The 11,579-nt window shown below is 38.7% G+C and carries 14 protein-coding genes; 3 read left to right on the forward strand and 11 right to left on the reverse strand.

Annotated features, from left to right (window positions below):
• Positions 1 to 46: 46 nt before the first annotated feature.
• The 5 genes from RGU12_RS04885 to ykzS all read right to left on the reverse strand — a co-directional run bounded on the left by RGU12_RS04885 (position 47) and on the right by ykzS (position 3,981).
• Entirely contained in the window at positions 47 to 637 is a 591-nt protein-coding gene (locus RGU12_RS04885; RefSeq protein WP_309535061.1) for a cell wall hydrolase, read from the reverse strand.
• Positions 638 to 859: 222 nt separating this feature from the next.
• Positions 860 to 2,233, reverse strand: coding sequence for an aldehyde dehydrogenase (locus RGU12_RS04890; protein ID WP_309535062.1), 1,374 nt, complete (start codon positions 2,231 to 2,233; stop codon positions 860 to 862).
• Positions 2,234 to 2,386: 153 nt separating this feature from the next.
• Complete coding sequence (locus RGU12_RS04895) at positions 2,387 to 3,130, reverse strand: GTP cyclohydrolase II (protein WP_309535063.1); 744 nt, start codon at positions 3,128 to 3,130, stop codon at positions 2,387 to 2,389.
• A gap of 112 nt (positions 3,131 to 3,242) precedes the next feature.
• Positions 3,243 to 3,695 carry a MarR family winged helix-turn-helix transcriptional regulator gene (locus tag RGU12_RS04900; protein ID WP_309535064.1) on the reverse strand — a complete coding sequence of 151 codons (453 nt, stop codon included), beginning with the start codon at positions 3,693 to 3,695 and terminating at the stop codon, positions 3,243 to 3,245.
• Positions 3,696 to 3,786: 91 nt separating this feature from the next.
• Positions 3,787 to 3,981, reverse strand: coding sequence for a protein YkzS (ykzS, locus tag RGU12_RS04905; protein WP_116351001.1), 195 nt, complete (start codon positions 3,979 to 3,981; stop codon positions 3,787 to 3,789).
• A gap of 505 nt (positions 3,982 to 4,486) precedes the next feature.
• On the opposite strand from ykzS, the gene RGU12_RS04910 reads away from it, so the two are divergent.
• Entirely contained in the window at positions 4,487 to 5,014 is a 528-nt protein-coding gene (locus tag RGU12_RS04910) for a hypothetical protein (RefSeq protein ID WP_309535065.1), read from the forward strand.
• A gap of 70 nt (positions 5,015 to 5,084) precedes the next feature.
• Here the strand turns inward: RGU12_RS04910 and RGU12_RS04915 are convergent, their stop codons facing one another.
• Positions 5,085 to 5,939, reverse strand: coding sequence for a patatin-like phospholipase family protein (locus RGU12_RS04915; RefSeq protein WP_309536271.1), 855 nt, complete (start codon positions 5,937 to 5,939; stop codon positions 5,085 to 5,087).
• A gap of 213 nt (positions 5,940 to 6,152) precedes the next feature.
• On the opposite strand from RGU12_RS04915, the gene RGU12_RS04920 reads away from it, so the two are divergent.
• Positions 6,153 to 6,335, forward strand: a complete 183-nt coding sequence (locus RGU12_RS04920; RefSeq protein WP_116351004.1) for a YkvS family protein — start codon at positions 6,153 to 6,155, stop codon at positions 6,333 to 6,335.
• A 41-nt stretch (positions 6,336 to 6,376) separates the two neighbouring features.
• On the opposite strand, the gene rarD is transcribed toward RGU12_RS04920, so the two are convergent.
• Complete coding sequence (gene rarD / locus RGU12_RS04925; RefSeq protein ID WP_309535066.1) at positions 6,377 to 7,318, reverse strand: EamA family transporter RarD; 942 nt, start codon at positions 7,316 to 7,318, stop codon at positions 6,377 to 6,379.
• 392 nt (positions 7,319 to 7,710) lie between these two features.
• Positions 7,711 to 7,836: a DUF6254 family protein gene (locus tag RGU12_RS04930; protein WP_010283238.1), complete on the reverse strand. Its 126-nt coding sequence runs from the start codon at positions 7,834 to 7,836 to the stop codon at positions 7,711 to 7,713.
• Between the two features lie 125 nt (positions 7,837 to 7,961).
• On the opposite strand from RGU12_RS04930, the gene RGU12_RS04935 reads away from it, so the two are divergent.
• Entirely contained in the window at positions 7,962 to 8,561 is a 600-nt protein-coding gene (locus RGU12_RS04935; protein WP_309535067.1) for a CPBP family intramembrane glutamic endopeptidase, read from the forward strand.
• A 77-nt stretch (positions 8,562 to 8,638) separates the two neighbouring features.
• Here RGU12_RS04935 and RGU12_RS04940 read toward each other — a convergent pair whose 3' ends face one another.
• From RGU12_RS04940 to RGU12_RS04950, 3 genes are all read right to left on the reverse strand, one after another.
• Positions 8,639 to 10,048: an amidohydrolase gene (locus tag RGU12_RS04940; RefSeq protein WP_309535068.1), complete on the reverse strand. Its 1,410-nt coding sequence runs from the start codon at positions 10,046 to 10,048 to the stop codon at positions 8,639 to 8,641.
• A gap of 64 nt (positions 10,049 to 10,112) precedes the next feature.
• On the reverse strand, positions 10,113 to 10,835 hold the full coding sequence (locus RGU12_RS04945; RefSeq protein ID WP_309535069.1) for a small-conductance mechanosensitive channel: 723 nt from the start codon (positions 10,833 to 10,835) through the stop codon (positions 10,113 to 10,115).
• Positions 10,836 to 10,856: 21 nt separating this feature from the next.
• Positions 10,857 to 11,573 (reverse strand): DUF5058 family protein, encoded by a 717-nt coding sequence (locus RGU12_RS04950; protein WP_309535070.1) that lies wholly within the window; start codon positions 11,571 to 11,573, stop codon positions 10,857 to 10,859.
• Positions 11,574 to 11,579 lie beyond the last annotated feature (6 nt).

Here is an 11,579-nt window from a genome sequence, read left to right on the forward strand (position 1 = left end):
AAAACACCTATTTCTTTGTTGACGAAATAGGTGCTTTAACCTTTAATTATTTTGCAAATCGGTGGTTACCGATAATAGTTGTTACTTCTCTTGCCATCATGAATGGATGTGAAGACTTGTCTGGATTGAAGAAAAATAAGGATCCTTTTCCTTGTCCACGAAATGTTATAGCTTCATCTACAGCACGTTTTGATTCTTCATCAGCTGGCTGATTGACTGAACCATCTGCCACTGGGCTAAATGCATATGAACCACCAGGAGCTTTTTCGTAAATAACTTCTTTAATAGAATTTGGGAATTCTGATGAATCCACACGGTTTAATACAACAGTTGCCACTGCAACCTTACCTGCATATGGTTCACCCTTTGCTTCCGCATGGACAAGTCGTGCAAGTAATTCCTTCTCTTCATTCGTCACTGCTTCTGGAATTTTAAGCTCTTCTCCTGGGTAAATCATATCACTTGTTCGATTGTTCATTTCCTTAAGATCTAGTACAGACACTCCATACTTCATGCCAAGATTCCAAAATGTATCACCTGATTTAACAGTATGAGTTGCTGCCGATGCACTCACACTTGTTGCTAATATAGAGAATGTTAATGCAGTTGCAAATCCAATCTTCTTAAGGTTTTTCATATTTTATTCCTCCTAGTAATCGTCGCTTTTGTCTCTACTAGAAGGGTAACAGCTGTAATATTTCGATTCATTGTCCAATACTTGGTAGATTGTGAGAGCCATTGCTACACGTAGTCTAAAAAAATACATGGAAAAATAATCCTTAGGTAAATTTCCGCCTAAATATTGGACGTGACGGAAAAATACGGATTGAACTTTACAAACATCTCAGCTGTTTTACGGCTATTTCATAATCATTTTTATCCACTTTAACCCGTGCTTTGTGTTTGGATAACGGAATGGTAAATCAAATCGTGTTGTTTGCTTCATGATACCTTTTTCATGAGAAAATACATCGAAGCTCCCCTTGCCATGATAAGCCCCTATTCCACTTTCACCAACACCACCAAACGGTAAATGTGGGGAAGTAAAATGATAAACCGTGTCATTCACACAGCCACCTCCAAAGGAAATCGACTCAAGGACTTTGTTTTGAACACGTTCAACCTCTGAAAAAACATACAAGGCAAGTGGTTTTGGGCGCTGATTAATTTCATCGATGATTTTTAAAATGTCTTCATACTCTATTACAGGTAAAATCGGCCCAAAAATTTCATCTTCCATGATTGGGTCCTCCCATGTAATGTTAGTCAGGACCGTTGGAGCAATCAGTAGCTTTTCAGCATTTGATTCTCCTCCATGATAAATCGTTCCACTATTGTATATAAATGTTTTAAGGCGCTGAAAATGCCGGTCACTGACAATCTTAGTAAACTGGCTCTCCTCACTTAATGCATTTTCATACAAATCTTGGATGGCCTCTTTCAATAAATTCAAAAATTCTTCCTTCACCTCATGATGAACATACAAATAATCTGGCGCAACACAGGTTTGCCCCGCATTTGTAAACTTCCCCCATGCAATCCGCTTTGCCGCATACTGAAGATTGGCATCCTTATGGACGATACATGGACTTTTTCCGCCAAGTTCAAGGGTTATAGGTGTTAGGTGCTTGGCTGCTGCCTCCATAATCACCTTTCCAACAGCAACACTTCCTGTAAAAAAGATATAATCCGTATTTTCATTCAAAAGGGCTGTACTTGTTTCAACTCCACCTTCTACGATTGCGATGTAATCCTCTTGGAAATGTTCACGAATCAGTTTTGTCAGTAACTCAGACGTCTTAGGTGTTAACTCTGAAGGCTTTAAAATTGCACAATTCCCAGCTGCAATTGCTCCAATCAAGGGTGCGAATGCCAATTGGAATGGATAATTCCAAGGTGAAATAATCAGGACCACCCCATATGGTTCAGGATATATATAATTTTTACTGCCAAAGCCCGTTAAGCTTGTTTTTACCTTTCTCGGCTTTGCCCAGTTTTCAATATGTTTTAACGTATAGCGAAGTTCCTCCAAGACAAACCCAATTTCCGTCGTGTAGGACTCAAAATCCGATTTATTTAAATCTGTATGTAAGGCAGCCATGATTTCTTTTTCATGTGTCTTAATTAAACTTCGTAGCGTTTTAAGAGTATCAATCCGAAATGCAACTTCCTTTGTTTTACCTGTCGAAAAGAATTCCCGCTGCTTTTTAATTAGCGTCCCATAGCTTTCCACTACTGTTTCCCCCATTTCATCGAGACTCTACATTATAAATAGTACAAGACTATGCAATTCTCCTCTATTTTTTACAAAAAACAAAGATAATACTTCAATCAGCATATAAAAAAGGTAAGCCCAGCGTTTAGGCTTACCTTTTGATTGCAATTATTAAATGACTGTCATTTTCTCTTTTACACGGATATGACCTGATTTTTCAACTTTTGTTTCTAAATACTTTTTGTTGTATTCAGAGATATCCCCCCATAGTGGGATATGTGTATCAGATAAAAGTCCATATTCTTGTAATGCAGCTAATTTTTTCGGATTGTTTGTAATTAACGTAACTGGTTTCGCACGTAAATCTGAGAGTACACGAATCGCATCCTCATAATTACGGGTATCATCTTTAAAGCCTAATGCAAGATTGGCTTCCACGGTATCAAGCCCTTCTTGCTGAAGGATGTATGCAAGTGATTTTGAAAATAGCCCAATCCCTCTTCCTTCATGATTGGCTAAATAAAAGAGTGCACCACAACCATTTGAAACGATCATTCTCATTGATTCACGCAATTGGAACCCACAATCACAGCGTTTGCTTCCGAAAATATCACCAGTATGACATATACTGTGCATTCGAATAAGAGCATCGTTTTCAGTATCAAAATCACCGTATACAAGTACCGATGATTGTTGCATAGCTGCAAGGTTCGTTTTAGAAAGTGTATCCAGCACTTCCTCCGTGCTCATTTCATCCTCAACTTTTAACCATGTATACCATTTAAATGTCACAACATTATCATCTAACTGAACAGGTAATGTGACGGGTCCAACTAAACAGATATCCTGTTCGCCTGGTTTTTGTATCATTTTCATTTTATTTAAAAGAAGGTTCTTTACCTCATTTGAAACCATATTCATTCTCCCTTTCTTACAACGGCAACTAGTTTAAGTTCTCTATTCTTTGTCCTGAAAGTATAGTATTTTTATAAAAGGGAGGTCAAGTAATATACACTTCAATTATCTTTTATAATTTTTCAGCATGAAAACCTAACTTTTTTAAGAGGACCATCATTTCTTCTTTTTCAGAATCAGTCAGACCCCCGACAATTTCTTCAATAGCCTCCTGATGCTTTGGAAAAATCGTATCCATGAATTGTTTACCTTCCTCCGTAATGGACGCCCATGTAACACGTCGGTCCTTTGGACAAGGTTTTCTGAGAAGGAAATTCTTTTTTTCTAATTTATCGACAACATAGGTTATACTTCCACTCGATAATAAGACCTTTTTACCAATATGCTGAATTGGCTGGTCCCCTTTATGATAAAGAAGCTCTAACACGGCAAATTCTGTTAAGTTTAGTCCGTATCCTTTTACATCCTCTTCAACTCGCTCATTCACAGATCGGAATGCTCTAGATAGAATGACAAAAAATTTTAAGGAGAGGTTAGGAACATTGATTGCTTCATTCGCTTCCATACTTTCCACCCTTTTCATTATCTTGAATTCAAGATAATTTTACTAAATTATGATGTACTTTGTCAACCTTTGGTCTGTGACTTTTGTCACATTAACTTCTCGCGACTTCCGTATATCGATACAGCACATCCCCACCATGTTGGGCAATTCCGCGAAAATGCTTAAAATCTTCCCTCTTGACCAATGTCTTTCGAAACTCTAAAAATTGATCATTCTTCACCAAATATTCACTCAGTTCTCCATCTCGCAGCTTATTTAAAATTTCATTTACAAATTGTTCATTCATCGTAAACACCTCTAGCTTAAATGACTGTTACAAAAAGCTGGATGAAAAGGACCGCGTCGACAAAAGCGCCACTTCCTTATGTCTTGTCGACACTAGCACGTCCTGTGCGTCGAAGTTTCAAGGCGGTGCAGCTTTGAGTACCGGAGCGAGGCAACTGCTTGAGTTAACATCCTTGCAGCCTTGCGCTGAGGAATTGACATCCCAGATTAAACTAGTAGACGCAAGCACATTCCCCAGGTATTCATCATGTTCTCAGTGCAACGTTCGCAGAAATTCGATGTGTCATTTTCATCGGACTTTTTTAACTTCCTTTTAAATTATAGTAGTTCATAGAAAGAGAAACAAGGCTAATACCCATTTATCCTGTGATTCTACACACATTACGCCAATAGGCATATGATGTGGGGAAAGTGTCTAGTAGGCATTTATGATGAAATAGGTAAAAGTTAACTTACCAAAGTAGCTGACTTTTTTATCTGGATCATACTGTAGAGAGGTGGATTCTATGAAAAATTATCAAAAAGAAATGTTTATGAATCCGAATATGTACGGGGCACAGCCTGGTATACAACAAAGTATCATGGTTCCTCATGGACCACATGGACCTGGATGTACCTGCGGTCAACAGCTTTCACCAATGAGTGGATCTGGAATGATGGGCGATTTTGATCCACAGGATCCTGATGTTGGGCCTATGATGGGTGGATTCGCTCCTCAAGGACCTGGTGCTGGATCTATGATGGGTGGATTCAATCCTCAGGCTCCCGGTGTTGGACCTATGATGGGTGGTTTCGGACCTCAAGGACCTGGCGCTGGACCTATGATGGGTGGGTTTGCTCCTCAAGGACCTGGTGCTGGACCTATGATGGGTGGATTCGGACCTCAAACTCCTGGTGCTGGACCTATGATGGGTGGGTTCGCTCCTCAAGGATCCGGTATACCCGGCATGATGGCTCCTCAAGGTTATGGAATGCAACCAACGAGAGTGGCACCACATGGGCCTCATGGACCTGGTTGTACTTGCGGGCAATAGCGCTTTGCCTATCATGATGTGCAAGGTAAATAAGTGAAAACGGTGTCTCTTTTTAGGGACACCGTTTTGATTAAGCCATTAACCATTTCTGAAATTTTTCAAACTGCTCGCTTGCGTCCTTCAGTCCAAGTTCATATAAATTGGTTAATTTCACAGGATTTTTTTCAACTCGTCCCACCTCAAGTGGTTCTGTTGGACTAATCACAAAAATCCTTCCCGCTTTTTCTTCTTGATCTAAATATGCAAGTGTATCATTATAACGCTTATAGCGTGTTTCCATGGCTTTTACTAGATTAGGATATTGCTTAAATGCGCGTTTTACAACCCAGGTCATATTTGATTTCTTTTTCATATATCCACGATTTCGAGTTAAAATGACCACATTTTTTGAATTTCCATCCTGCTGTGCTTTTATCAATGGAATCGGATCCGTAATTCCACCATCCAATAATTTTCTCCCTTTGAATTCGATGATTGGCGCAACAAAAGGCAATGAGCTAGAAGCCCGAATTACCTTGAGCATGTCATGTCCATACTCCTCTTTTTTAAAATACATGGGTTCCCCTGTTTCACAATCGGTTGTTCCCACCACGAATTCTTCCTTTGATTGATAAAAAGTATCATAGTCATATGGGACATGTTTATTTGGGATCTCATCAAAAATAAAATCCATCCCAAATAATTGCTTATGCTTTACAAAGTTACGGAATGATAGATAGTTTGGGTGATTGACATAATCAATATTAACCGTGCGATTTCTTCCCATTTGCCTAGAAAGGTAAGACGCTGCCATACACGCCCCTGCCGATACACCAACAACATATGGGAAATATAAATCCTGTTCCATAAAATATTCAAGGATGCCCGCTGTGTATACACCACGCATTCCCCCACCTTCTAAAACCAATCCTACATCTTTCACTATTATTCTCTCCCTCTAACAAAGGCTTATTTACTAACTATAAAAAAATAATGAAGGGTTGTCACATTATTTACAAATTTTTATCATAAAATATCTATGAAAACGCTTTACATAAGAACAAAAGTAAGGCAAAATATAAAAAAATGGTTTTTTTGTAAATAAAAGCACTTTATGAACTATATTGAAGATTCATAGAATGCAATGGAGGGCGACATAATGAAAATTGCAGAAATTGGGGATATCATTGAGTTCAAAGAGGGCCTAAAAGGCATCGTCGAAAAGGTAAATGAAAATTCAGTTATCGTAGACTTAACATATATGGACAATTATAGAGATTTAGAATTAGAGAGTCGTACAGTAGTTAATCACAAAAACTATAAGATTGTCACAACAATCTAATGAAAAAAGGAGCTGATTAATAATCAGCTCCTTTTTTGTATTTATGCCCCTAATGATTTATTTTTAACAAACTTAGGTTGGAGTGAAGTTAGAAATCTAGATTTTGAGAATGAGTAGATTAATAGTGCTGTCCAGATAAAAATAAAGGTTACTAAATGAACCTTTGTAAAGTGTTCATGATATAAAAACACTCCTAATAAAAGGCTAATAGTGGGCGAAATATATTGAAGAATCCCCACAACAGATAGTGGGATTCTGTTTGCTCCAGCAGCAAACCAAAGTAACGGTAATGCTGTAACCACGCCTGCCCCCATTAGCAATAATTGCACGTCAAAGGTGGCTCCTGAAAAAGAATCGACTCCACCCTTATTGAGTACCGCTAAATAAATGAGTGCAATTGGTGCAACCACCAATGTTTCCATCGCTAAACCTACCAATGAATCAAGCTTGGCAAGTTTCTTTGTTAACCCATAAAACCCAAAGCTTAATGCAAGTGTGATCGCAACCCAAGGAAAACTTCCATATTGAATGGTTAAAATAAGAACTCCCATACCGGCTAATCCAAATGAAATCCCCTGCCAAAACAGGATTCGTTCCTTAAGAACTATGATTCCTAGCAGTACGCTTACCAATGGGTTGATGTAATACCCAAGGCTAGCATCAATAATATGATCCGTATTCACCGCCCAAATGTAAGTAGCCCAATTGATTGTAATGAGGATGGCTGACCCCACAATCCCAATTAGTTTCAATTTGTTTTTAACGATCTCTTTAAGGCTTGTTATAAACCGTTTCCCTTTTTTTGAAACAAGGATAACTAAAAGCACAAAAACAAGGGACCAAATAATTCGATGTGCAAGTATTTCGAATGCTGGAACGTAATCGATTAACTTCCAATAAAGAGGCAGTACCCCCCATGCAATATAGGCAATCGTGGTGTATAGGATACCTAATTTATATTCCCTCATGTCATCTTGTTCCATAATGAACCTTCTTTCCAATTCAAGTTATACCATTCGTTAATTATATTTCGGTTCCCGATATTTCTCAATGAAAATGAATTGGAAATTTTAGATTAATGGATGGGAGTGCTTCACATTCCAGTTTTAGGAGACCGAGGGTACTCAAGGCTCTCTGGACGTACTCTACATTCCAGTTTTTAGGATGTTGATGGCACTCCAGGCACTTTTAAATCTTCACTTTTGGATAAATTTGGGGATGCCACTTACATAAACCCCACTTATCAAAACACTTATGGATATAACTGGAAATATCCAACGCACAAACCCATTTAATACCGCCACCTCTAGATCCCCCAGAAATCCCCCCTCACACAAAAAACACACCCCAAAACAGAGGTGTGTGCCTAGTCTTACTATTCTTTTGTATCCTTCCCTGCTTCTTCAGCCAGTTGTTCAAATGATTTTACTTTCCCATGCGGATTTTGGGATTGTTTTCGAACTGTCCATTGGCGCTCTTGTTGGCGTTTAGATTGTGTCATCTCGAACATCTCCTTCTTTCAGATCATCATCATTAGGATGAGTCGCCACCAGATATTTATTCTAAAAAATTCTCACTCATGATAAAATGAACAGCGACACATCTTAACAAAAGAGGCAAACGCAAATGCACAAAAACTTTTTTCTATTATTTATACTTGTACATATTTTACTCGCCATTAGTTTTCTTTCGGACCTTCCATTTTGGATCATGTTTACGATATCATTTTTCCTTTTATCTATTGCAGCCATCCGATACGGAAAATTCGATACCAAAACCATTTCAATTACAAATTTAGCGTTCGCTATACTTTCCGGGCTTCTCATGTACGGACTCTTTTTTACCGGCAAAATAAGCTCTGAACTCCTATTCCCAAATGTACTAACGGATGTTTCTGCTTTGTATATGAAAGTTCAGCCTCAGCTAACTTGGCATTATATGGTGCTGTTTCTCATCATCATTCCAGGTGAGGAGTTATTTTGGAGAGGCTTTATTCAGAAGAAAGTTGAGGATCATTTCGAAAATAAGCTACTCGTGATCGTCATTTCCTCCCTTTTATATATGTCAGCAAATTTGTATACCTTTAACCCACTTTTCTTGCTAGCTACATTTGCAGGTGGAGTGGTTTGGGGTACCTTATATATGTGGAATCGGAATATCCTTTTAACAATCCTTTCTCACCTTGTGTTCAACTTATTTTTTCTCGTGCTTTTCCCCATCTTTTAAAAGCGAAAAGGAAATCGAAGAACGTTATGAGCCCATTCTCCGATTTCCTAATTCATGTATTTCCCGCTATTCTTCATTTAACCCAACATAACTTTTTCTACATTGTTGGATGGTTTCACATTGTCGGGTATCCCCGCTGCATACGGATTATCTTTTGTGGATAAGTAAAACTCCTGTTTTGCTTGTTCAAGTACAAGATCCTTATTTAATAATAAATCATACGCAGATAATGCCATTGTTTGAGCAGCCAAGTGCATCCCCTTAAAACCGATTGACGATCCAAAAGAAGCAGTTGCCTGCCAGGAATGTACTTGTACTCCAACCGGGGCACAAGTTGTCATGATTTGCCCAACAGGTGTAATCCAACTAACATCGCCAACATCGGTAGAACCAGCGACAGATTTTCCCTTTGTTTGTTTATCATTTTGATAGGTGACCGCTAGAATTTCATTGTTTTCCTGTTGTGCCATTTTTACGATGGCAGCATCTATCGTCTTCACTAATTCCTGAGCAAATTCCTCTTCTTCTGCAGTAAACACTAAAGGGTCAGCCAATTTCATATTTTCATACATAAGGTCATTTAAAGCTTCATTTGGCAGAGTGTTATAAGGAAATGCTTCAATCTCCGAATATACCTCTGTTTCTGTCATGAGAGCTGCCCCTTTAGCAATATTTTGAACTCTTCTAAGTACGTCTTCCACCTGTTCCTTTGTAGCAGCCCGTAAATAATACCAAACACTCGCATGCTCTGGGACAATATTTGGTGCAAGTCCCCCATTTGTAATGACATAATGGATTCTTGTACCGTCGACAACGTGCTCTCGTAAATAGTTAGTGCCGACATTCATCAATTCAACTGCATCTAGTGCACTTCTCCCAGCATGTGGCGATGAAGCGGCATGTGCTGGAATTCCTTTAAAATGAAACTTAATGGACACCATAGCTTGCATGCTCCTATTTACTACCATATTTGATGTCCATGGATGCCATGTTAAAGCGCAATCCAAATCATCAAAGACGCCTTCCTTCGCCATATACGTTTTACCAGATAAAACTTCTTCTGCAGGACAACCATAGTAACGAATCGTACCAGCTAGTTTAAATTCCTCCATTGCGTTTTTTAACGCTACCACAGCTTCTACTCCTGCGGTTCCAAGTAAATTATGGCCACAGCCATGACCTGGTCCGTCCACTTCTACTTGTTCTTGAACTGGTTTGACGGCTTGAGAAAGTCCGGGTAATGCATCATATTCACCAAGTATCCCAATTATTGGTTTTCCTGAACCATATTCAGCTACAAAAGCTGTAGACATTCCACCAATAGATGCTTGAATTCGAAATCCTTCTTCTTTTAATTTTGAAATCTGTAAGTTACAAGCATAGCTTTCTTCGTAAGCAACTTGCGGATGTTCCCATATCTTTTTCGCCATTTCTGTAAATTCGGACTGGTCATTTCTTAACCATTGCACTATTTTTTGTTTACTCATCCGTTACATCCATTTACTAATGGATTCTCACTCCTTCCAAATCTACTAAGTCAATCTCATAACCTTAATTATTTTTCTCTTGTTTTTTGATCTTCTCTAAAAGTAAACAAACTACAACTGTTCCGAGTATGCAGACAAATGTCTGGAACGCACGAGGAACAGGACCTAAATTAACAAATAAACCAAATGCAATCCCAATTACACCAAATAGTGGCTTCTTGATTGCAAATTGGGCAATAACCCCTCCAAAAATAGCAGGAAGAACAAAATTCAAGCTATTTATAATGGACTCTGGCAATATGGAGAGAATGACTGAGCCACTTAAGATAGCTAAAATAAGAATAATCGCGTTCATGATGGATGCCGTCGAAATGGCCAATGCAGCCGTAATTTCGCCCTTTTTCGTTCCAGGTTCCGCGTTAACGACACGTTGAGCAACCGATGCACACGGAAGACACATATTACCAATGTTACCTGTAAGAAAGGCAATATATGTACCAGATACACCTAACACAGGGTAATAGCTAATAGGTTCTAGTACCCAAACAAACATAATGATGGCTGCATAGGCTGTAAAACCAGAAATAATCGTGGACCAACCAGGATGATATCCAAGAACAAATGAGAGATATGAAGGCACAAGTAATGTTAACGCTATGACGGACCAGATTGTGAGGCGCCCCCAAAAATGAGATTTTAATTGGAAGGTGTCAAAATCCATTGCTGGTGCTTGCATACCTGGCACAGCTTGATTTATAGATAGATTTTCCTCTCTATTTACTTGCATTTAGTTCTCCTCCCTTTCTTTTTAAGAAATGACATAACCCGCTATCATCCCGACTATAATAACCAATCCTAATGACCATTCTTTTAACCACCTCAATTGAGATTTATCTCCTATCCATATAATGAGGGGCATCGTAATAAACGCCACAATAAATACAATGAAATGACTTAAACCTTTTACCATTTCTCCTCCACCAAGATAACTAAAAGCCCCTATCATTGCAGCAACAGAAACGGTGCTTAACATCGTTACATTTTTTGGATTGGCTTCTGCTTTTTTCTGTATTTTTCCTAATGACTTTGTAAATAGAGCAACGAATAACAACCATCCCATTCCCCCAAGACACATGACCCATACAGCATTCGTAAAGGCTTGTAACGTATAATCAGGAGATCCCAAATCAACGCCAGCTGCCTTTGAGCCAATACTTGCACCCACTGTTTCGATTGCAGCATTTCCAATGATTGAGATTCTCATTAATGTTGTAGGGCTTCCTATTAGTGAAATCATAGAAATAGCAACAACAATGATGGCTAAAGATGGTCCTAATGAACTAATCGCACCGGCCCTTATCGCTGACTTTACCTCTGTTGATGTCATACCAACGGATTGACTTGTTTTTGATGCTAGTCGAATAAAAATGATTCCTTGAAAGATGACGATCCCAACTACCAGTGAAGCAAAGATCCAAAGTGGTAAGCTATTTGCGGTTTTTAATACTTTTTCCAAATCAAACATCCTCCT

It is taken from the genome of Ferdinandcohnia sp. QZ13 (assembly GCF_031324165.1).
Lineage (GTDB): Bacteria > Bacillota > Bacilli > Bacillales > Bacillaceae_L > Ferdinandcohnia.

Coding starts and splice junctions, on each gene's coding strand:
- RGU12_RS04885 (WP_309535061.1), bottom strand. CDS start 637: ATGAAAAACCTTAAGAAGATTGGATTTGCAACTGCATTAACATTCTCT.
- RGU12_RS04895 (WP_309535063.1), bottom strand. CDS start 3,130: ATGGTTTCAAATGAGGTAAAGAACCTTCTTTTAAATAAAATGAAAATG.
- RGU12_RS04900 (WP_309535064.1), bottom strand. CDS start 3,695: ATGGAAGCGAATGAAGCAATCAATGTTCCTAACCTCTCCTTAAAATTT.
- ykzS (WP_116351001.1), bottom strand. CDS start 3,981: ATGAATGAACAATTTGTAAATGAAATTTTAAATAAGCTGCGAGATGGA.
- RGU12_RS04910 (WP_309535065.1), top strand. CDS start 4,487: ATGAAAAATTATCAAAAAGAAATGTTTATGAATCCGAATATGTACGGG.
- RGU12_RS04920 (WP_116351004.1), top strand. CDS start 6,153: ATGAAAATTGCAGAAATTGGGGATATCATTGAGTTCAAAGAGGGCCTA.
- rarD (WP_309535066.1), bottom strand. CDS start 7,318: ATGGAACAAGATGACATGAGGGAATATAAATTAGGTATCCTATACACC.
- RGU12_RS04930 (WP_010283238.1), bottom strand. CDS start 7,836: ATGACACAATCTAAACGCCAACAAGAGCGCCAATGGACAGTTCGAAAA.
- RGU12_RS04935 (WP_309535067.1), top strand. CDS start 7,962: ATGCACAAAAACTTTTTTCTATTATTTATACTTGTACATATTTTACTC.
- RGU12_RS04940 (WP_309535068.1), bottom strand. CDS start 10,048: ATGAGTAAACAAAAAATAGTGCAATGGTTAAGAAATGACCAGTCCGAA.
- RGU12_RS04945 (WP_309535069.1), bottom strand. CDS start 10,835: ATGCAAGTAAATAGAGAGGAAAATCTATCTATAAATCAAGCTGTGCCA.
- RGU12_RS04950 (WP_309535070.1), bottom strand. CDS start 11,573: ATGTTTGATTTGGAAAAAGTATTAAAAACCGCAAATAGCTTACCACTT.